Below are 19,991 nucleotides of genomic sequence, written 5' to 3'. Positions count from 1 at the left end.
GGCGCGGGATGGAGTGGTTCAGCGCACCGGAATACTGGCTCGCGCGACAGGTGGTGACGCGCGGGGTGGCCTTCGTCTATGTGATCGCCTTCGTGTCGGCGGCCCGGCAGTTCCGGGCGTTGCTCGGGGAACACGGCATGCTGCCGATCCCGCGCTGGGTCGCGCGGCGGTCGTTCCGGGCGACGCCGAGCATCTTCCACCTCTATTACTCCGACCGGTTCTTCGCGGCCGTGGCCTGGGGTGGCGCGGCGGTGGCGGCGGCGCTGGTGTGCGGGGCCGCGGATCTGCTGCCGCTGTGGGCGGCCATGCTGGTGTGGCTGCTGCTGTGGGTCCTCTACCTGTCGATCGTGAACGTGGGGCAGGTCTGGTACTCGTTCGGCTGGGAGTCACTGCTGCTGGAGGCCGGATTCCTGGCCGTGTTCCTCGGCAACGACCGGGTCGCGCCCCCGGTGCTGGTGCTGTGGCTGGCGCGCTGGCTGGTGTTCCGGGTGGAATTCGGGGCCGGGCTGATCAAGATGCGCGGCGATCGGTGCTGGCGTGACCTGACCTGCCTGTACTACCACCACGAGACCCAGCCGATGCCCGGTCCGCTGAGCTGGTTCTTCCACAATCTGCCCCGGCCGTTGCACCGGGTCGAGGTGGCGGCCAATCACGTGGCCCAATTGGTGGTGCCGTTCGGACTCTTCGCTCCGCAGCCGGTGGCGAGCATCGCGGCGACGATCATCATCGTCACCCAGACCTGGCTGGTGCTGTCCGGGAACTTCGCGTGGCTCAACTGGCTGACCATCATCCTGGCGTGGGCGGCGATCTCGAATTCCGCCGCCGCACGGGTGTTCCCGGTGTCGACGCCGAGTGATCTCCCGGAGTCTCCGCTCTGGTTCACGGTGCTGGTGTTCGCGTTCACCGGCGTCACGCTGACGCTCAGCTACCTGCCGGTCCGCAATATGCTGTCGCATCGGCAGCGAATGAACGAGTCCTACAACCCCTTCCACCTGATCAATACCTTCGGCGCGTTCGGCGTCATCGACCGCATCCGCTACGAGGTGGTCATCGAGGGCACCGACGAGGCGGTCCTCACCCGCCACACCCGGTGGCGCGAATACGAATTCAAGGGCCAGCCCGGCGATCCGCGCCGCATGCCGCGCCAGTTCGCCCCATACCACCTGCGCCTGGACTGGCTGCTGTGGTTCGCCGCCCACTCCTCCGCGTACGCGCGACCCTGGTTCGAGGGCTTCCTGCGCCGCCTGCTGCGCAATGACCGCGACACCCTGCGCCTGGTGCGCCGCAACCCGTTCCCGGACGACCCGCCACGGCACGTCCGGGCGCTGCTCTACGAGTACCGCTTCACCGGCCCACGGGAACTGCTCGAAACCCGGGCCTGGTGGGTCCGCGACGTGGTCGGCTCGTACGTGCCGCCGCTGTGACCGCCCCCAGCTCCCTGAGATGGGTTGAGCCCCGCACGATTTCGGCCTCCCGCCAGATGGCCGGGCGCAGGGTGTCCGGGTCCGCCGGCGCATCGGCACGCGAAAGCACTTGCGCGCGAGCCCGACCGGCGACGCTCACCATCGGGCGGAAGCGGCGGAAGATCTGGATCTCACCGTCGTAGCCCCGGTCGTAGGGGCCGAGGTAGGTGTAGTCGGTGCCGTACGGGCCGGACGCGTCCAGACCCGTGGCGCTCAGCGCCCACGCGCGGGCTTCGTCGGGAGTGGACGGGGTGAGCACGACCAGCCCGTGACTGCGGGTGACCCGGCCGCGATGCTCCCGGTGGCGATACCGGTTCCACCAGTCCTCCAGGGCGGCCGGTTCCAGGGTCCGGTCCAGCCCGAAGGTCTGCCAGCGCACGGTGCCCTCCGGCTTCGCGAACGGCAACCGCCGCTTCAGCTGTCCCGCGATCCGGTCGTCGAACGGCGTGCACCAGCCCGGCACCAGCAGGATCGGATCGGGCGGTTCGGCATCGAACGGATTCGGCGTGAGGAAGGCCTGATCGATGAGCACGACGGTCCCCGGACGCGCCTGATACGACAGCCCCCACAGCAACCGCCCCAGCAGCCGGGAACCGTGATCGTCCGAGAGCACGTGCCAGGTCTCGTGGAACCGGTTGGTGCTGAACCGCGCATGCGTCCCGGGTCGCAAGGTGATCACCGTGTGGGCACGACCGGGCGACCGCACCACGTGGCGGTGCAGTTTGAGGCCGTCGGTGACGGATCGGGCGGTACCCGTGCGCTGTTGCTTCATCGGTTCTATGACGCCATAGCGGTCGAGCCCGGATCAACCGGATTTCGGCTAGCCGCCCCCTATCGATCACGCGGTGGTGCCGGCGCTGCCGTTCTCCAGGTGACCGGCGAAGTGCCTGCGCCAGTTGCCGTTTCCGGACGCGGTCAGGGTCAGGTCGTACCAGCCCTGATCGAGCGGGGCGGTGATGTCACGGGTGGCTCCCGCGTCGACCGTGGTGCGGGAGCCGCCGGCGTCGATCGTCGCCGCGGTGGAACCGGAATTGCGCACGGTGACAACGAAAGTGGGACTCGAGGCCGTGCCGCCGATGGCCGCGGTGGCGGTCAGCGCGGCGTCACCGTCGCCCGAGGCCTCGGCGAGGAAGCCGTTGGGCGCGTGCACGGCGAAGTCGTAGGCGCCGCTCACCGGGAAACGCTCCTCGGCGGTCGCGCCGGGGGCGACGACCGTCTGCCGGATCGAATTGCTTTGGTAGGCATAGGTTTGGAAGGGCATGGGAACTGAGCCCTGATTGCCGAAGCGGACGGTCGCGGAGGAGCCGGAAACCTCGATCGAGGCCAGCGGCTGATAGGGGAGGGGCCGGGCCTTGGCGCGGCCGGGCTCCTGGGCGGGCATCTGCTGACCGCCCGGCGACGGCGGGACCGGCTTGGGCAGGTTCTTCTGCCCGGCGGCCCGGGCGCGCTCGGCATTGGCGTCGGGCAGCGTGGGGATGCTGGTGTCGCGGCGGCTGAAATCGAAGCAGCTGGTGAGGTCGCCGCAGACGGCGCGCCGCCAGGCCGAGATATTGGGTTCGGCGACACCGGTCCAGGCCTCGAGGAAGCGCAGTACCGACGTGTGGTCGAACACTTGGGAATTCACGTATCCGCCGCGGCTCCACGGGGAGATGACCAGCATGGGGACGCGCGGGCCGAGGCCGATGGGGGCGTTGCCGCTCAGCCCCGAGGCCGCCTTGGTGATCAGATTGCCGATGTTCGCCGAACCCGAGCTCGACCCCAGCGTCGCCGACCCGGAACTCAGGTCGCCGCCGATATCGCCCGCCGCGGGCAGGATCTCGTCGGGGGTGCCGGGCGGCGCGGTCGGGGGCACCATGTGGTCGAAGAAGCCATCGTTCTCGTCGTAGTTGACGAGCAGGACGGTGGACTCCCACAGTTTCGGGTTGTCCCACAACGCTTTCAGGACGCGCTGGATGTAGGCCGCGCCGTCCGCGGGACGGTACGCGGGGTGCTCGGAGTAGCCGGCGGGCGCGACGACCCAGGACACCTGGGGCAGATTTCCGGCGGCGCAGTCCGAGATGAACCGCTGCAGAACGTAATCGATATCGCTGCCGTCGACCCCGGACGGCGGGGGCGTCATGCCGCCCGCGGTCACCATGGCGCGGTCGGCCAGCTGCCGGACGGCGGGATCGGAGGATTTCGCGGCATTGTGGTAGTTCTGGAACAGCCACAGCGGGTTGTCGCCGTAGTCCGCGAGGAACGGGCCGCCGCTGTGCGAGTCGGCGTACACCTGCCACGAGATCCCCGCCTGCTGAAGGCGTTCCGGGTAGGTGGTCCAGTGGAAGGCGGGCCGGTAGTCCGGCGGATTGGACACCGCGGGCCCGCCCGCGCGCCCGGCCGGGTCGATGGTGCCGGTCCAGTGGTAGAGCCGGTTCGGGGTGGTCGGGCCCTGGATCGAACAGAAGTAGTGGTCGCAGATGGTGAACGCGGACGCCAGCGCGCGATGGAACGGGATGTCGGCCTCGGTGAAGTAGCCCATCGTCATCTTGGACTTGGCCGCGATCCACGAGTGGTACGCGCCGTCGGCCCACGCCACATGGGTGGTGTTCCAGTCGTGCGCGAGATCGCCCATGTCCTGGCCGTCCACGCGGGTGGTGTCCACATGCCAGGGCAGCAGGAACCCGGTGCTGCTGAACGCGTCCGGCTGCTGGAAGGCGTTCCGTTCCGCGGCGCCGCCCGACCCGCTGCTGCTCCCGGTGCCGGATCCGCTGCCGCTCCCGCTGGCCGAACCGCTCGCACTGCCGGTGCCCGCCGACCCACTGCCCAGGTCGGTGCCGAGCCCGCCGGCCAGCGCCGCGTCCATGGCGGCCTGCAGCACCGGGTTGTAGCCGCCCGCGGGCAGCCGCACGGCGCGCTTGTCGCCGAAACCCCGGACACCGCTCATGGTTCCGAAGTAGTGGTCGAAGGACCGGTTCTCCTGCATCAGGATCACCACGTGCTGCACCTGATCGAGGCTGCCCGAGCGGCCCGGTTCCGCCAGCGCCTCCGCCATGCCCTCGGGCAGCCCGGCCACGCCCGCCGCACCCGCCGCGCCGGCGGCGAGCATGCCGCCCAGCACCTTCCGCCGATTCGCGGTTCCGAATCCACGCCCCATCAGGAATCTCCATTCAGCATGCCGGTCGACACTTCCGACTCACGTCCCGTCGAGGTCTCGGGGACGCGCCGAAGGATGCTATGGCACAGCGAGATCGCGCGGAAACACTGATTTCCGAGCGATTGACAAGCACAGGTTGTCGATGGCGAATCGGCCAGCGGAAGTTGGTCCACTGATCATCTTCGGGACATGCGGGGGTGTCAGGGTGGCCGGGTGGGTATGCAGACACAGCCGCGACCGGCGCGCCTGGTGCGCTGGTTCCACGCGCTGTGCGACGGGGCAGTCGCGCTACTGCCGGCCCGGCTGCGCCGCTTCGTGGCCCCCACCTTCGTCGGCTATCTACTGGTGAGCGCCTTCACCTTCGGCGTGGACCTGCTGCTGCTCACCGCGCTGCACTCGGTCGCGCCGCTCCCGGTCGCGGTGACGGTCGCCTACTGCACCGCCTTCGGCCTGAGCTACCTGCTGAACCGGGTCCTGAACTTCGAATCGCACGCGGCGGTGGGCCCCCAGCTGGCCCGCTACATCGTGGTGGTGGTCGTGAACTACCTGGCGTTCATCCTCGGCGTGACGAGCGGCGTCGCGGCGCTGGGCGTCGACTACCGGATCGCCCGCATCGTGGGCAGTCTCGGCGAGGGATTGTTCATGTACGCGTCCATGCGCTGGATCGTCTTCCGGACCAAGGCCGCCGGGTAGCGGTTCAGAGGAAGGCGCCGCAGGTGGGCCAGGCGCCCGGACCCTGCCGGGCGAGGACGCGTTCGGCGACGCGGATCTGTTCCGCCCGGGTGGCATCGGCCGGATTCCCCCTGCCGCCGTATGCCCGCCATGTGCTGGGGCTGAATTGCAAGCCGCCGTAGTATCCGTTTCCGGTGTCGGCGGTCCAGTCTCCGTCCGCCTCGCACTCGACCACGGCGTCCCAGTCGTGCCGGGGCCGGGCCTCCGCTGTGGCGGATAATGCGCAGGTCAATGCTGTGAAACCCAGTGTGAGAGCGAGGGTGCGAACGGGTCTTCGAAACTCGTGCTGTCCGATCATGGCGTATCTCCGCCCTGGTAGACGAACGCGCGGGCAACAATCAGACGATGGTAACTGAAGATTCGCTCATTATTGGAAATTGAAGTCCGCGGGATCCGGTTCGGCCAGCATCGACTCCATGGTGGCGCGGTCGAACGGCAGCAGGTCGATACTGCCGCCCTCGGTGAAATACCAGGAGTTGCAGCCGGTGTTCCACACCGTCGGGCCCATGGCCGCGGCCACCTCGGACTCGAAGCGCTCGGTCGCCGCCTCGGTGACCTCCACGGTGTCGAATTCGCCCGCGCTCCACCGCTGGATCCAGCGGGTGATGTAGCGCGCGGTCACCTCGGCGGCGTGGTGCAGCGGGATCGAGCCGGTGGGGGAGTGCGGGCCCAGCACGGTGAACAGGTTGGGGAAGCCCGGGATCGCGGTCATCCGGTAGGCGCGCGGTCCCTTGGCCCAGGCGTCGTCGATCGAGACGCCGTCGCGGCCGGTCAGATTCATCGGCCGCATGTAGTCGTGGGCGCGGAAGCCGGTGGCCAGCACGATCACGTCGACCTCGTGGTGACGGCCGTCGGCGGTGCGGATGCCGGTCGGGGTCACGGCGTCGATGCCCGTGGTGACCAGCTCGGCATTGCGGGCACGCAGGGCCCGGTAGTAGGTGCCCGACAGCACCTGGCGCTTGCACAGCGGCTCGTAATCGGGGGTGAGCTGTTCGCGCAGACCCGGTTCCGTGACCTGCGTGCGCAGGCTCATGCGCGCGTACCCCTGCACCGCGCGCCGCCGCCAGCTGGGCCGGGTGACCACGTCGGTGAACAGCCGCGCGCCGGTCATTCCCGCTTGGTAGAGCGCGCGATTCACCTGCGGCAGGCGCTTGAGGGCCGCGCCCACCACCGCGGGCTGCGGCAGCCACATCGGGGCCCAGATCACCCACTGCGGGCTGCGCACGAAATGCGTGATGCGCTCGGCCTTCGGCTGGAGCGCCGAAACCACCTGGACGCCGGTCGATCCGGTGCCGAGCACCGCGATCCGCTTGCCGTCGGTCGCGACGGTGTCGTCCCAGCGCGCGGTGTGCACGATGGGGCCGGTGAACTCGCCCAGGCCGGGGATGTTCGGCACGGCCGGATGATGCAGGACGCCGGTGGCGGCGATGACGAAGTCGGCGGTGTAGGTGCTGCCGTCGATCGTCTCGACCTGCCATTCGGAGCCGGAGAAGGTCGCGGCGACCACTTCGGAATTCACCCGCAGGTGCGGTCGCAGCTCGTACTGGTCTACCACGTCGGCGAGGTATCCCTGGATCTCCGGTCCCGGCGCGAAGATGTGCGACCAGTCCGGCTTCGGCGCGAACCCGAACTGGTACAGCTGCGAGGGCACGTCGCAGGTCAGGCCGGGATAGCGGTTCCAGTGCCAGACGCCGCCGACGTCGGACCCCTTCTCCAGCATCACGAAGTCATCGAACCCCTTGCGCTGCAAGGTGATCGCGGTCGCGATTCCGGACACGCCGGCCCCGATGATCACGATCCGAGGCTGCCGCCGCGTGCCCATCCCAACCTCCTTGTTGGATACCCCAGGAATTCAAATACTGACGGTATTTGGAACTCCCGGGGTATGTCAACCGGCGGCCGCTACCTCAGCTTGCGGCAGTACAGGGCGTCCGGATGGCCGCCGCGGGCGTTGGCCCAGGAGAACGCGATGCCCGCCGCGTACTCGTCGGCGGTGCACTGGCCCTTGTACCAGCCGCTGGCGTAATCACCGCCCTCACCCGAGGCCGGGCGATTGTCGCCGCGGTCGTCCCACACGGTCCGGCCCGCACCGGCCAGCGCGCGCCGGGCGGGGGCGCACAAGATGGCGGACATGCCGTCGCCGCGCAGGCTGTAACCGATCATGAATTGCCCCTCGGCACACTGGTATTTGGTGAATCCGCCGGCCCAGTCCGTCGTCACCTTCTCGCTGGCGACCTTGGTCGCCGAGGTGCCCGGTTGCCAGAGGTCACCCTCGGTGGCGTCGGTGCACAGGCCGCCCTGCCCGCGCGAGCTGATGCCGATCAGCCGCTGGTCGTCCGGGCAGACCAGCTTGTGCGCACCCGAATCCCAGTCGGCGGCCGCGCGCAGCGACGCGTTGTGGTCGTCGTGGATGGCGTTGAGCATCGACCAGCTGCGCACCGGCGCGATCTGGCCGGTCTGTCCCGCCGCGTCCAGCAGCCGCCGCACGTGCGCGCCCCGCCAGTCGTCGCTGTCCATCACGCTGCGCTTGCTGCCGTCGGTGTCATAGCGGAGCAGACCCCAGTCGTTGCCCTTGTCCTGATGCTGGAACCCGACGATCGGCCAGTACGCGAAGTCCAGGTCGCGGTCGATCAGATAGTCGACCATATTCGGGAACCACGCCTGGTCCGCACCGGTCGCACCCTTGCCGATGCCGAACTCGCTCACCCAGACCGGCGCGGTGAAGTGCTTGTCCGGTGTGGTCGCGATGGACCCGGCCAGCTCGTCCATGGACTTGAACAGGTCACTGCGGGACATGTCGCGGAAGCGCGGATCGTGGGTCTCGCCGCCGCTGATGCCGCTACCGCCGGTGTGGTTCGGGCCGATGTAGCCGTAGAAGTGCGCCGCGTAGACGACCTTGTGCGACCGGATCAGCGTTTCCGAGAGCGTCTTGACCGGCTTCAGCATCGGGCGCTCGTGCCAGGTCAGGTCGGTGGGGATGCCCATCCAGTTGAGGCCCTCGACCATGATGAGCAGATTCGGGTTGGCGTCCTTCAGGATCCGGTCACCGGCCTCGTGCGCGGCGGCCTCCCAGTCGTGGCCGTCGCCCATGCCCCAGTTGGGGTTGTCCCAGGTGTCGCGACGTACCTCGTTGCGCAGGTCCGCCCCGATGACGCCCGGATCGCCCTTGTAGCGGGCGGCCATGAACGCCCAGTCGCTCACCCACTTGGCGGTGTCCTGCCCGGAATTCCAGCGTTCGTTGCCGTCCACCGCACAGCACCACCGCGTGGAGGTGGTGTGGTTGTTGAGGATGACGCCGAGCCCGGCCCCGGTCAGCGCCGCGACCGCCCGGTCGTAGACCTCCAGCGGTTTGAGCCCGTTCAACGCCGGATTGGCGGTCAGGCCCTTGACCGGACGGCTGTCGGTGATCATCTCGTTGGAGAAGGGCAGCCGAATGCTGTTGAGGCCCAGCTCCTTGAAGTCCCCGACGATCTTGTCCAGCGGCACTCGATCCAGGCCCAGCGGGGCGCGATGCCCGGTCTCCTGGGAGAAATTGTTCGCCGGATCCTCGTCGTCGCCGCTGCCGGTCCAGGTGCCGCTGGAGCCGTGCCAGTTGCCGGACTTCAGCTTCACCCGATTGCCGGACTCGTCGACGATGTAGCGGCCTCGGGTGTTCAGCGGGCCTTTGAGACCGGCGGGCGCGGCCTGCGCGACCGGTTCGAGATGAACGGCCGGGGCCATCAGCAGCCCGGCGGCCAGGAGTAGAACAGTGAAAACCCTCATCGGCCCTCGAATTCTCTTGCTCAACGATTGCTGAGAAACGTTAGTTCGCAAGGAAATCGAGGAGAAATCAGTGTTTCTCGGACTTTGACAAGATTCGATTGTCAATCAGAGGTGCGGCGGCACCGTGCAATCCGTGAAATCCGGTTTTTCCAGTTGAGTGACCAGATCGGGATGGGTGTCGCGAACGCATCGGGCGACCTCGACGAACGACCGGACCAGCGCGGATTCGTGGGCGGTGCGCCAGCCGACCGCGACGTCATTGGGCTGGACATCGGCGATCGGCAGCAGGCGTACGCCCGGGAAGGGGATCCAGCGCGCGCAGGCCACGGTCAGCACGACGCCGACACCGGTCGCGACCTTGTGTAGTTCCTCCAGCAGGGAGTTCGACCGGGACACCACCGGCGCCGGGGTTCCGCTGCGGTAGGAGTCCAACTCCCAGAACGCGTTCCACACCGGATCGGTGGTGGCGGCCCCGAGGATCGGCTCCTCTAGCAACTCATGGGCGAACACCTGCTGACGGTCGGCGAGTCGATGTGTGGTCGGCACCATCACCATGAGCGGTTCGGAGAACAGGGTCTCGAACTGCACGCCGTCATCGATGAACGGCCTGCGGGCGAATGCGACATCCACCGACCCGCTGGCCAGCCCCGCCGAGGGATCCTCGTAGGTGAAGTGTCGCAACTCCACAGTGATCCCCGGATGGCGTTGCCGGAAGGCCGACAGGATCGGCTCGGTGAGGGTCAGCGCCGCCCCCTCGAGCGCGCCCAGCACCAGGCGGTCCTGTTCGCCGCGGTGCACCGAGCGGGCCCGCTCGACCGCCACGTCCAGTCCGGTCAGCGCGCCCCGCACATCGCGCAGGAAGACCGCGCCGGCGGCGGTCAGTTCGACATTGCGGGTGGTGCGGGAGAACAACACCACGTCCATCGCGTGTTCCAGCTGTTTGATCTGGGTGCTCAAACCCTGCTGCGAAACGTGTAATCGCTGCGCCGCGCGGGTGAAACTCAGCTCCTCCGCGACAGCGATGAAGTATTGCAGCTGGCGGGTGTGAACTTCCATGGCGCGCAGTCTAGATTGACTTTCCATCCAGGTGGAAGCTTTTCCGGAAGCCTCCACGGTCATTGACAAATCGGGGTTGTGAATCGCCGCCTCGGAATGATTTCTCTTCCGCACCACCATGCACTACCGTTTACCGGGCGTTCACCGCGGCCGGAATAGGAAGTATTCAGTATCCCATTCGCGCTCCGGTTCCCTTGCACATTTGTTCCTGAGCGATCCGGTAGCGGAGGAAGCCTGTGACGAATTGGAATGCCCTGGTGGGCAAGCTGTTCACCCTGCAGTGCGACGTCGCGGAGCGCCTCGGCGAACCGGACCTGTCGGCTGCCCCCAATCCGCCCGCCACCGACGCCGAGATCGACGCGGCCGAGCAGCGGCTGGGCGTCTCCTTCGACGCCGCCTACCGCGACTTCCTGCGGTGTTGTGACGGCTGGTCGCGGTTCGGGAACATCCACCTCTTCGGCGCCGGCGAACTGGCCACCTCCGAGAAGTGGCGCCGGGCTTCGGCGTTCGCCGAGGTCTACTTCGCCACCACGGCTTCGGGCTCGCTGGTCGTGCCGCAGGGCTACCGGCGCGTCGTGGTCGGGAAAACCGCTGTGCCGCAGCGCTTCATCGTGATGCTGTTCCCGGTTCGGCCGCCGCGCGGCGCGAATGCCTGCTGGGACTGCTTGTCCGGCGCGGACCTGTGCTACCCCGGCTTCGGCGTGTGGGCGCGAGAGGAAGCCGCCGCGATCTCCAACGCGCTGTGCGAGGAGATCGCGGACGAGCGTTGCCTGCGCTGACCCGGCCGGATCAGACCAGCAGCTTCGCGCGCAGCGCGTCGATGGTGGCCTGATCCAGGCCCAGCCCCTCGCGCACGTACTTGTCGACACTGCCGTAGAGCCGGTCCACTTCGGCGAAAGCGGCGTGCAGCCAGGACAATTCGACGGCGTCCGGGTTGCCGAGCTCGGTATTGCTGGCCAGGAAGTCGGCGTTCACCACATCGCGCGGCACCCCGAGCAGGGTGAGCAGCACGGCGGTCGCCCAGCCGGTGCGGTCCTTGCCGTCCATGCAGTGGTACATCGTCGCGCCAGTGTTGCCCGCGATCGAGCGCAGCAGCGTGCCGAAGGCGACGTCGGAACCGTGGAAGTTCACCATGAACGGGTACTGGATCGACAGGCCCATGTTCGAGGAGCCGTTGATCAGGCCGTCGATCACCGCGCGCCCCAGCGTAATCGGCGGGAGCTCGTGGAAGCCGATGCCGCTGTCGAAGCTGACCACGTCGGCGACCTTGTAGGTCGCGCCGGTCGGCACCCGGTCGGGCGCGCTGCTGCGCTCGGAACCATTGCGCAGGTCCACGTCCAGGGTCACCCCGGCCGTGACCAGCTTGGCCAGATCGGCGTCGGTGAGCTTGTCGATGCGGTTGGTGCGGAACACCACGCCGGAGCGCACCGTGTGGCCGTCCGTCGTGCGGTAGCCGCCGATATCGCGGAAGTTGCGCGCTCCGTCCAGCCGGATGGCGGTGACGGCGGGGGCGGGCAGCGTGGATACCGGGTCGTCGACCTTGGCCGAACCCGAATCGGCAGAGCCCGAGGAGCCGAAACTCCCTGAGCCGGAACCGGATCCGGATCCCGAGGCGATATCGCTCGGCTGCGCGGTCGCCGGCGCGGCGCCCAGGGCCGCGCCCAGCGCAATCAGACCGGCCATGGCGACAGCCGCGGTATCGGCGCGGAGCTGCTTGTGTGAAGACACAGAGGACCTACTAACTGTGGGGAGCGCCGGGACCGGGCTCCGTCAGGACTGTTTGATCGAGTACGCGCCGACCGTGGTGCCGATCAGCTGCCAGCCGCCCTCCACCTGGGTGAGGGTGAGGTCGGAAACGTTGGTGGACTGGACATTCGGGCGCGCGGTGCCGGGGTACCAGGCTTCCACGCGACCGGTCCCGGTGCCGGTGAAGCCGGTCGCCGTCACGGTGGCGAGAGCGCCGGGCACCGCGCGCGGATACGCGCGCGACACCGGGCGGGCGTAGCCGGGAGCCAGGCCCAGCGGAACGCCGGAGGGGCAGTCGATGCGGTTCAGGTTGCCCTGCACCTTGTTCGTATTGCCGTCACGCACGCTGTGCGGATCACCGCACGCCTGCTTCCACGACCACCAGGTGCCGCCCACGCGGTTCGCGTTGAGCTGGTCGATGAACCGATCCACCTTGGGCGCATCGGAACTCGGGTCGCCGAACCAGCCCCATTCGCCCGTCCACAGGGGCGCTTTGTATTTGGCGGCGGCGTCCAGGCCGATCTTGAAGCCCAGTTCGATGCTCGGGAAGGCGTTGACGATATTGATGGACTCGCTGTACAGGTGCGGGGAGAACACCGCCAGCGGATCGGTGATGTACTTCGCGGGCGGGGTGGCGTCGATCCCGAGGGCCGACCAGATCGCGGACGGCTCGAAGATCGCCAGGTGCGGCGCGCTGCCGTGCTCGGCCTGCCGGATGGCCGCGATCACCCGCTGATAGAACTTGCCGAGCTGGTCCGCCGCCGAAAACGGGTCGCGCAAACCGGGATTGGGCTCGTTGAGCAGGTCGTACCCGGCGATCGCGGGCTCGTCCTTGAACTCCGCCGCCAGCTTGGCCCAGGTGTTCACCAGGTGTCCCTGGATGCCCTGGGTGTCGTCGTAGAAGTTCTGGAAGGAGCGCGCCACCGCCGGCGCGGTCTCACGGACCCCGCCGAAATTGCAGGTGGTCCAGCCGTCGGTGAGGGTCGCCCACGCGGGCGCGCCGTCCCAGCCGATGCCGGGCTTCATGAAGATCGGGCAGCCCTGGCCCTTCGGCGTGCCCACGGCCTTGCCCCACGCGTCCTGATGCATGTCCAGCACGGTGTAGATGCCGTTCGCCTTGGCGTCGTTCACGGCCGTGTGGATCCGGGCCAGGTACGCCTGGTCGAACGCGCCCGGCGTCGGTTCCAGCGCGGACCAGGCCAGGTTCAGCCGGACCACATTGAAGCCGAGGGCCGCCATCTGCTCGAAGTCGGTGTGATCCAGCGGCGCGGCGGTCGGCAGCGGCTGATCGTTCTGCGCGTAGTCGTTGAGCTGATTGACATTCGTGCCGCGCAACAACACCGTGCGACCGGTGACATCGGTGATCACGCCGTTCGAGACGGTGAGTTGAGGCAGGGTCCACCCGCCGGGTTCCGCGGCGGCATCGGGCGCCTGGTGCGCCGCGATGCCGGTGAATGCGAGAGCCGCCGCGGCGACCGGGGCCAGTACTCGGCCTCTCATCAGCATATGAACCTCTTCGTGAATGAACAGTGCGGCGTCTCGTCCGCGGGGCTGCCGGTCGGCCGCACGAAAAACCTAGCGGGACTGCGGCAGCGAGTGGAAACAGTAGTTCCCCGCCGATTGACAAGGTCAGCTTGTGAATGAATGGGAGAATTGGGTTTAACTTCTCTTCTTCGGTGCCCTAGCGTCTCCCGGCGTGCGCAGACGCTATTCGACATCCATCATTTCGCTCGTCGCCGCCGCGATTCTGTTCGCTGTGACGCCGGGTGTGCCGGGGTCGTCGCTTCCGGCCGCCGCGGCCGCGACCGACAGCCTCCCGGCATTGCATATCGACGGCTCCCGATTCGTCGACGAGAACGGTCGAGTCGTTCTGTTGCACGGCGTGAACAGCGTCAACAAGGAACCGCCCTATTTCGCGCCGGAAACCACGATCACCGCCCAGGACGCGGAGCTGCTGTCCCGGCACGGGTTCAATACCGTGCGTCTCGGCGTCAACTTCGACGGGCTCATGCCGACCGAGGGCGTCGTCGACACGGCCTACCTGGACCGGGTCGCGGCCGCCGTGGACATGTTGGCGCAGTATGGAATACACACCGTCCTCGACAACCACCAGGACGGGTTGTCGAAGATCTGGGGCGGCAACGGCTTCCCCGAATGGGCCATCCACGCCCGGCCGGCCGCCGGTGAACCCAACCCCGGCTTCCCCCTCAACTACCTGATGCCCACCATGAACGCGGGCTGGGACGAGGTCTGGAACAACACCTACGGCGCCCTCGACTATCTCGGCCAGGCCCTCGCCGCGCTCGCGGACAAGATGAACGGCCATCCGGGCGCGCTCGGGCTCGAACTGCTCAACGAGCCGTGGCCCGGCACCGCGTTCCTGTCCTGTTTCCCCAACGGCTGCACCGGATTCGACGCCAAGTACCAGGCCGCCATGCAGAAGCTGACCGACGCGGTGCGCGCCCGCAACGCCGGCCTGATGGTGCTGTGGGAACCCAATGTCACCTGGAACGAGACCATGCCCAGCAATCTGGGCAAGAATCCGCCGATCAGCGCCCCGAACATCGTGTTCGCCCCGCACGACTACTGCATCCCCAGCCAGATGGCCATCTACAGCGGGCTGCCCACCTTCCTGCGCGGCCTGTGCCCGCTGCAGCAGGGCAAGACCTGGGGCAATATCGACGCCTTCACCCACCGCACCGGAATCCCCTCGCTGGTCACCGAATTCGGCGACGGCGACGCGACGGTGCTGAGCAACACCCTGATCAATGCCGACGATCGGTTCATCGGATGGCAGTACTGGCAGTACGGCGCGGGCCGCGGCGCCGACCCGTTCCTCGGCGAGATCGGCAACCAGCTGGTCCGCACCTATCCGCAGGCCACCTCCGGCACCCCCGGCCGCATGATCTTCGACCCGGCCACCGGTGACTTCGCCTACCGGTACACGCCGCGGGCCACGGGCAAGCCGACCGAGATCTACGTCTCGGATCTGCACTACCCCAACGGATATCAGGTGCGAGTCGACGGCGGCACGGTGACCTCCGCGCCCGGTGCGCGCGTGGTGACCGTCGAGGCGAACGCCTCCACTCCGGTGTCGGTCTACATCAACCGCCCCGGTTCGAAGGGCGCGAGCGTGCCCGACGGCCCGGTGGGCACCGGCTCGGCCTCCGGCTCCGCGTCGGGTTCGGCCAGCGGCTCCGGCGGCTCGGGCTCGTCCTCCGGCTCGGGCTCCTGATTCGTACCGGTATCCGGTAATTCACCGAACCGATTGACACCCAGACATTGTTAGTGGCTTCGAAATTGTGATTTCTCTTGTCTCCCAATGTGTTCTAGCGTTTTCGGTGCGTTCTGGTACGGAATGCCGAGGCCGAAAAGGCTTTTCGCATTCGCGAGTCCGAGGAGTACACCCATGAAATCCACTCTTGTCACCGCAGCCGCTCTCGCGCCCCTGGCGCTGCTGCCGCTCGGCCTCGCGGCGGGCCCCGCTCAGGCGGATCCGCTCCCGACCACCATCAATTTCCAGTGCCAGGCCACGCCGCCGATCAGCGGCGCGCAGACCTTCACCATGGCTCTCGGGGTGACCGGCGCCGCGCCGAGCACCGCGAAGACCGGTGACGCCGTGGCGATCACGCTCACCCCCGCGGCCATGCAGGTCCCGGCGACCGTCTCCGGGCACCCCCTGCGCAGCATTCGCGGCATCAAGCTGATCATGCCGGTGCCGGCCGATTCGACCTACGTGTCGTCCTCGGTATCCGGCGGCACGGTCACGGCGACCGTCGCCCAGTCGGCGGGCAAGATCACCCTCAACGCCCCCGGCTCGACCGCGGCGGGTGCGACCTTCACCCTGCCCGCGGTGACCGTCAACCTCACCGCGTCCGCCGTCGGCACCCTGACCAGCACCATCGCGGGCACGAGCTACGACGATCCGGGCCTCACCTTCACCGCCTCGGTGGACTCCGGAACGATTCTCGGCGCGGTGGACGTGCCGGTGAAGTGCTACCCGAGCCCCGCGCCGACCCTGACCACGACCACCGTGTCCGCGGGCACCCCGGGCGGCAATCCCGGCGGCACCCCGGGCGGTGACTCCGGCTCCGGCAGCCTCGGCTCGGGTTCCGCGCAGCTTCCGTGGCTGCGGACCCTGACCGGTTCCGCCGGCTCCTAGCCCGAGCCGCACCGAAAAGGCCCGGAACCAACGGTTCCGGGCCTTTTCGTCGTGCGCTGTGTTACTTGCTGGAGCCGGTACCGCCGAGCAGCGAGGTCAGGGCGTTGAGCGGGGCGGGCAGGCTGCTGCTGCCGGAATTGCCGCCGCCGGTGCCGCCGCCGGGCGTTCCGCCGACCGTGATCGAGGGACCCTTGGTGGTGTCGCTGTCGACGACGCCCCAGGTCGCCTGGGAGTAGGCGATCCCGGTGGTCAGGGGGGTGCCCGCGGCGGTGTTTTTCACGGCTCGTCCCATGGCGAATTCCCTTGTGTCTCTAGAACTTCATTCGACCGTGAGCCTTTTCGCTCACGCCGGAAAATGCTAGGACGGTGCAGGTCGCGTGAGAAATCACAATTCACGGTTCGTCTACAACCTGTCGTTGTAGTTCGTGGCAGGCTGCGGGCCGGCACGGTGGCGATTCACAAGCCAGGGTTGTCAGTGGTCCCGAAATTCGGATTTAAGTTCTCTTCCGTTGTGCTCTAGCGTTTCTCGGCGTGAGCGAAAGCTCGAATTCCCCACCGGCTCACTAGCTATCGGTTCCGCGCTCGGCCGGAACTGCTGGAAGGAATCATGAGTAAGACCCCGAAATTGGCTGCCGGAGTCGCGGCGGCCGCATTGGTGATGTCGGGGGCGGGTATCGCGCTCGGCACCGCGCCCGCCACCGCGGACACCCCGTCCTGTGAGCAGTCGAAGCATGTGGACTACAACCCGGGCATCTCCAGCGTCTGGATCACCCACACCTACGACAAGTCGGTCGACATCAAGACCGCCGCGGCGGGCACACTGGTCACCTACTCGCTGCGGGTCGGTACCACCAGCATCGGCAACCCGTACATCAACGGCATCGTGGACTTCCCGCCGCCAGGCTTCGAGAAGCCGGTCAAGGTCGTGGTCACGGCGTATCACTTCGGGCAGGGCGAGCAGCCGGCGGAGGTGTCGCCCGAGCCGGACAACGGTGGCTGGCGGGTCAACAGCACCGGGTGGTTCGTCAACTCCGGCAACCCGGTCACCGCCGCCTTCACCTACCGGGTGCCCGCCTCCATCACCGATGGACAGACGGTCCTCAGCGGCGGCATGCAGGTCCACGGCACCGTCGGCTCGGGTTCCGAGCAGCCGAGCATGGGCGTGTGCTTCACCGGTCGCGGCGCGAATCCCGGTGAGGCCCTGCTGGGCAGCCTCGACCAGGGCGGCTTCGGTTCCTCGCAGAACGGGCTCAGCTCCACCGGGTCGGTCAGCGACACCATCGCCAATGTGATCCGGCGCCTGATGGGCAGCTGAGTCACCGGCTCGAAAACCCCTGGGCCGCGGTGTGCGCGCGGCCGCCGCGGCCCAGGACCTTTCATCGCTTCCCCGAGGAGTCAGTGGTGTCGCCCTGGCGGACCGTATCGTCGCTCGTTCTCTCGTGTGCCGCCGCCGCGGCTCTGCTCACCGTCGCCCCGGGCGTCTTCCAGGTCTCGCGGGCCGATGTCGCGTCCCATCTGGACCACATCGATCGCGCGGGACAGCGGCAGCAGATGTTCTACGTGTATTCGGCTGCCATGCAACGAGTTATACCGCTGCAGGTGATGGCCGCCGCGAAGCCCAACGCGCCGACGCTGTATCTCCTCAATGGCGCCAGCGGCGGAACCGATATCACCAATTGGTACAGCCGGACCGACATCGCGGCGTTCTTCTGGGAGAAGAACGTGAATGTGGTGACGCCCGTCGGCGGTGAATTCTCCTATTACACCGACTGGCAGCGTGACGATCCGAAGATCGGGCGCAATCGGTGGGAGACCTTCCTGACCCGGGAACTGCCGCCCATCATCGACGCGACGCTGCACGCCTCGGGCGTGAACGCCATTGCGGGCGTGTCCATGTCGGCCACCTCGGCGCTGGATCTGATCTCCGCCGCACCGGACGTGTACGCCGGGGTCGCCGCGTACAGCGGGTGCGCCTCCACCTCCGATCCGGCCGGCCGCGCCTACATCCGGCTCGTGCTCGCGCGCGGCGACGCCGATCCCGAGAACATGTGGGGCCCCGACGACGATCCGGCCTGGCGCGCCCACGACACCGTTCTCAACGCGGACAGCTTGCGCGGCAAGGCCATCTACCTCGCCAGCGGCACCGGTCTGCCCGGCCCGGCCGAGTCCCTGGGCGCGCAGCCCACACCGGACCAGGTCATCACCAAGGCGAACCAGATGGTGCTCGGCGGACTGATCGAGGCCGCCACCAACTCCTGCACCCATCAGCTCGCCGATCGCCTTGCGGCACTGAATATTCCGGCCCAGGTCGACTTCCGGCCCGTCGGCACCCACACCTGGGCCTACTGGGAGCGCGACCTCCACAATTCGTGGCCGCTGCTCGCCGCCGCGCTCGGGGTGGACTAGCGCCGTTCACCGGGGCTGATCCCACAGCTTCGCGCAAGGCAGGCAGGGCGCGGGCCGGATCTCGATGAATCACTTGTGTCGGCGGATCGACAATTGTCGATTGTCAATGTTTTCCGCCAAAAAGGGGCGGTGCCGAGTCGCCTGATGTTCGACTCGGCACTGCCCCTTCGATATCGCGCGTGAAGCGCGATGATCTACTTTCCAGCGGAACCGCTGAAGAGCTTCTTGGTCAGCTCCGAGATGAGAGCGTCCAAGAGGAAGTTGGCGACGGAACCCATGTGTTCTTCTCCTTCAGATGTTTCCAGAATGAGCTTTCGCTCACGCCGAGAAACGTTATGCGACAGCGGAAAAGAACTGAAATCAATTGTTCTGGATTATCGACAAGCGGAAGTTGTTGATTCAGGACGACATCGCGGGCACGGCATGATGAAGCTCCTGCAAGCGCGCGACCAGGTCCGGGTTCTCGTCGCGGACCCGGCGGGCCACCTCGACGAACGAGCGCACCAGCGGGCTCTGGCTGCCCGCACGCCAGCACACCGCGACCTCGTTCGGGGCGGCGTCGGTCACCGGAATCACGCGCACGCCAGGCCATTTGATCCAGGCGGCGCACGGGACCGTCATGGCGATGCCCATGCCCGTCGCGACCTGGTGTAGTTCCTCGAGCAGCGTCTTGACCGGGTGGACGACCGGGGCGGGACGGCCGTCGCGGTGGGACTCCAAGCGCCAGAAGGCATTCCACACCGGGTCGGCGGGGCCGGAGGTCAGGATCGGTTCGTCGAGCAGTTCCGCGGCGCTGACCTCGGTGCGGGCGGCGAGGCGGTGGCGGGTCGGCAGCATGGCCATCAGGGGCTGGCGGAACAGCGGCTCGAAGCGCAGGCCGTCATCCACGAAGGGGCGGCGCACGAACGCGACGTCCACCTCGCCGTTCGCCAGTCCGGCCGACGGGGTCTCGTAGGTGAAGTGACTCAGCTCGATGGTGACCTCGGGGTGCCGTGCCCGGAAGGCGGCCAGGATCGGCTCGGTGAGGGTGAGCGCCGCGCCCTCGAGGCAGCCCAGGACCAGTCGGTCGTGTTCGCCGCGGTGCACCGCGCGGGCTTCCTCGAGTCCGGAACTCAAGGCGGCGAACGCATTTCGGACATGCTTCAGGAACGCGGCCCCGGCGGCGGTCAACTCCACCTGCCGGGTTGTTCGGGAGAACAGGGTGACGTCCATGTCGTGTTCGAGCTGTTTGATCTGGGTGCTCAGGCCTTGCTGGGAGACGTGCAGTCGCTGTGCGGCGCGGGTGAAGCTCAGCTCCTCCGCGACCGCGACGAAATACTGCAACTGCCGGGTGTGGACCTCCATGCGGGCAGTCTAGGCAGGTCAGGCGACTGAAATGGGTTGTTTTACCAAAGCTTCGGAGAGACATCGGCAAATTTGCGGCAGTACTGCAAGCGCTCATAGGCGTCACCGCGACCTCGAACCAGGGGATGTCCCACTGAACGAGACCGGCCGGACTGTTCTCTGTCTGGTTTCCGCTGGTTCACTCCGC

At 67.7% G+C, this 19,991-nt stretch carries 17 protein-coding genes; 7 read left to right on the top strand and 10 right to left on the bottom strand.

From position 1 onward, the window contains the following. Nucleotides 1-8 precede the first annotated feature (8 nt). A complete protein-coding gene (locus ACWEOI_RS28730) occupies nucleotides 9-1,424 on the top strand; it encodes a lipase maturation factor family protein (RefSeq protein WP_452361593.1) in 1,416 nt (471 codons plus the stop codon). On the opposite strand, the gene ACWEOI_RS28725 is transcribed toward ACWEOI_RS28730, so the two are convergent. Together ACWEOI_RS28725 and ACWEOI_RS28720 are read right to left on the bottom strand one after the other, a co-directional pair. Then, nucleotides 1,345-2,235 (bottom strand): hypothetical protein, encoded by an 891-nt coding sequence (locus ACWEOI_RS28725; protein ID WP_452361592.1) that lies wholly within the window; start codon nucleotides 2,233-2,235, stop codon nucleotides 1,345-1,347. The genes ACWEOI_RS28730 and ACWEOI_RS28725 overlap by 80 nt on opposite strands. Before the next feature lie 66 nt (nucleotides 2,236-2,301). Next, complete coding sequence (locus ACWEOI_RS28720) at nucleotides 2,302-4,494, bottom strand: phosphocholine-specific phospholipase C (RefSeq protein ID WP_433673260.1); 2,193 nt, start codon at nucleotides 4,492-4,494, stop codon at nucleotides 2,302-2,304. Nucleotides 4,495-4,815: 321 nt separating this feature from the next. On the opposite strand from ACWEOI_RS28720, the gene ACWEOI_RS28715 reads away from it, so the two are divergent. Continuing rightward, nucleotides 4,816-5,289 (top strand): GtrA family protein, encoded by a 474-nt coding sequence (locus ACWEOI_RS28715; protein WP_433673261.1) that lies wholly within the window; start codon nucleotides 4,816-4,818, stop codon nucleotides 5,287-5,289. Between the two features lie 4 nt (nucleotides 5,290-5,293). Here ACWEOI_RS28715 and ACWEOI_RS28710 read toward each other — a convergent pair whose 3' ends face one another. The 4 genes from ACWEOI_RS28710 to ACWEOI_RS28695 form a co-directional block, all read right to left on the bottom strand. Then, nucleotides 5,294-5,560 carry a transglycosylase family protein gene (locus ACWEOI_RS28710; RefSeq protein ID WP_452361591.1) on the bottom strand — a complete coding sequence of 89 codons (267 nt, stop codon included), beginning with the start codon at nucleotides 5,558-5,560 and terminating at the stop codon, nucleotides 5,294-5,296. A 135-nt stretch (nucleotides 5,561-5,695) separates the two neighbouring features. Then, entirely contained in the window at nucleotides 5,696-7,150 is a 1,455-nt protein-coding gene (locus ACWEOI_RS28705) for a flavin-containing monooxygenase (RefSeq protein WP_452361590.1), read from the bottom strand. An 80-nt stretch (nucleotides 7,151-7,230) separates the two neighbouring features. Further along, complete coding sequence (locus ACWEOI_RS28700) at nucleotides 7,231-9,090, bottom strand: glycoside hydrolase family 5 protein (protein WP_452361589.1); 1,860 nt, start codon at nucleotides 9,088-9,090, stop codon at nucleotides 7,231-7,233. Between the two features lie 105 nt (nucleotides 9,091-9,195). Next, complete coding sequence (locus ACWEOI_RS28695) at nucleotides 9,196-10,266, bottom strand: LysR substrate-binding domain-containing protein (protein ID WP_452361588.1); 1,071 nt, start codon at nucleotides 10,264-10,266, stop codon at nucleotides 9,196-9,198. A 116-nt stretch (nucleotides 10,267-10,382) separates the two neighbouring features. On the opposite strand from ACWEOI_RS28695, the gene ACWEOI_RS28690 reads away from it, so the two are divergent. Then, nucleotides 10,383-10,925, top strand: coding sequence for an SMI1/KNR4 family protein (locus ACWEOI_RS28690; RefSeq protein WP_452361587.1), 543 nt, complete (start codon nucleotides 10,383-10,385; stop codon nucleotides 10,923-10,925). A 10-nt stretch (nucleotides 10,926-10,935) separates the two neighbouring features. Here ACWEOI_RS28690 and ACWEOI_RS28685 read toward each other — a convergent pair whose 3' ends face one another. Then, on the bottom strand, nucleotides 10,936-11,874 hold the full coding sequence (locus ACWEOI_RS28685) for a tyrosine-protein phosphatase (protein ID WP_433671390.1): 939 nt from the start codon (nucleotides 11,872-11,874) through the stop codon (nucleotides 10,936-10,938). 42 nt (nucleotides 11,875-11,916) lie between these two features. Then, complete coding sequence (locus ACWEOI_RS28680) at nucleotides 11,917-13,392, bottom strand: glycoside hydrolase family 5 protein (RefSeq protein WP_452361586.1); 1,476 nt, start codon at nucleotides 13,390-13,392, stop codon at nucleotides 11,917-11,919. A 196-nt stretch (nucleotides 13,393-13,588) separates the two neighbouring features. On the opposite strand from ACWEOI_RS28680, the gene ACWEOI_RS28675 reads away from it, so the two are divergent. Together ACWEOI_RS28675 and ACWEOI_RS28670 are read left to right on the top strand one after the other, a co-directional pair. Then, nucleotides 13,589-15,127: an endoglycoceramidase I gene (locus ACWEOI_RS28675; protein WP_452361585.1), complete on the top strand. Its 1,539-nt coding sequence runs from the start codon at nucleotides 13,589-13,591 to the stop codon at nucleotides 15,125-15,127. Nucleotides 15,128-15,301: 174 nt separating this feature from the next. After that, a complete protein-coding gene (locus tag ACWEOI_RS28670; protein WP_452361584.1) occupies nucleotides 15,302-16,054 on the top strand; it encodes a hypothetical protein in 753 nt (250 codons plus the stop codon). Between the two features lie 61 nt (nucleotides 16,055-16,115). Here ACWEOI_RS28670 and ACWEOI_RS28665 read toward each other — a convergent pair whose 3' ends face one another. Next, complete coding sequence (locus tag ACWEOI_RS28665; RefSeq protein ID WP_452361583.1) at nucleotides 16,116-16,346, bottom strand: hypothetical protein; 231 nt, start codon at nucleotides 16,344-16,346, stop codon at nucleotides 16,116-16,118. Between the two features lie 315 nt (nucleotides 16,347-16,661). Here ACWEOI_RS28665 and ACWEOI_RS28660 point away from each other — a divergent pair, with 315 nt between their 5' ends. Beyond that, nucleotides 16,662-17,369, top strand: a complete 708-nt coding sequence (locus ACWEOI_RS28660; protein ID WP_433671399.1) for a hypothetical protein — start codon at nucleotides 16,662-16,664, stop codon at nucleotides 17,367-17,369. An 86-nt stretch (nucleotides 17,370-17,455) separates the two neighbouring features. Further along, complete coding sequence (locus ACWEOI_RS28655) at nucleotides 17,456-18,460, top strand: alpha/beta hydrolase (protein ID WP_452361582.1); 1,005 nt, start codon at nucleotides 17,456-17,458, stop codon at nucleotides 18,458-18,460. A 399-nt stretch (nucleotides 18,461-18,859) separates the two neighbouring features. Here ACWEOI_RS28655 and ACWEOI_RS28650 read toward each other — a convergent pair whose 3' ends face one another. Further along, the gene (locus ACWEOI_RS28650; protein ID WP_452361581.1) at nucleotides 18,860-19,804 is read right to left on the bottom strand and encodes a LysR family transcriptional regulator; all 945 of its coding nucleotides are present in this window, start codon (nucleotides 19,802-19,804) and stop codon (nucleotides 18,860-18,862) included. Nucleotides 19,805-19,991: the final 187 nt, after the last annotated feature.

The organism is Nocardia sp. NPDC004340, assembly GCF_053602575.1.
The sequence above is the reverse complement of the archived record's forward strand: the minus strand, read 5'-3'. Positions and strand labels throughout refer to the sequence as shown.

Bases quoted from the DNA above. Each gene is read 5' to 3' on its own strand.
- ACWEOI_RS28730 (WP_452361593.1), top strand. From the start codon at position 9: ATGGAGTGGTTCAGCGCACCGGAATACTGGCTCGCGCGACAGGTGGTG.
- ACWEOI_RS28665 (WP_452361583.1), bottom strand. From the start codon at position 16,346: ATGGGACGAGCCGTGAAAAACACCGCCGCGGGCACCCCCCTGACCACC.
- ACWEOI_RS28660 (WP_433671399.1), top strand. From the start codon at position 16,662: ATGAGTAAGACCCCGAAATTGGCTGCCGGAGTCGCGGCGGCCGCATTG.
- ACWEOI_RS28700 (WP_452361589.1), bottom strand. From the start codon at position 9,090: ATGAGGGTTTTCACTGTTCTACTCCTGGCCGCCGGGCTGCTGATGGCC.
- ACWEOI_RS28715 (WP_433673261.1), top strand. From the start codon at position 4,816: ATGCAGACACAGCCGCGACCGGCGCGCCTGGTGCGCTGGTTCCACGCG.
- ACWEOI_RS28705 (WP_452361590.1), bottom strand. From the start codon at position 7,150: ATGGGCACGCGGCGGCAGCCTCGGATCGTGATCATCGGGGCCGGCGTG.
- ACWEOI_RS28695 (WP_452361588.1), bottom strand. From the start codon at position 10,266: ATGGTGGTGCGGAAGAGAAATCATTCCGAGGCGGCGATTCACAACCCC.
- ACWEOI_RS28650 (WP_452361581.1), bottom strand. From the start codon at position 19,804: ATGGAGGTCCACACCCGGCAGTTGCAGTATTTCGTCGCGGTCGCGGAG.
- ACWEOI_RS28720 (WP_433673260.1), bottom strand. From the start codon at position 4,494: ATGGCGGAGGCGCTGGCGGAACCGGGCCGCTCGGGCAGCCTCGATCAG.
- ACWEOI_RS28680 (WP_452361586.1), bottom strand. From the start codon at position 13,392: ATGAGAGGCCGAGTACTGGCCCCGGTCGCCGCGGCGGCTCTCGCATTC.
- ACWEOI_RS28670 (WP_452361584.1), top strand. From the start codon at position 15,302: ATGAAATCCACTCTTGTCACCGCAGCCGCTCTCGCGCCCCTGGCGCTG.
- ACWEOI_RS28725 (WP_452361592.1), bottom strand. From the start codon at position 2,235: ATGAAGCAACAGCGCACGGGTACCGCCCGATCCGTCACCGACGGCCTC.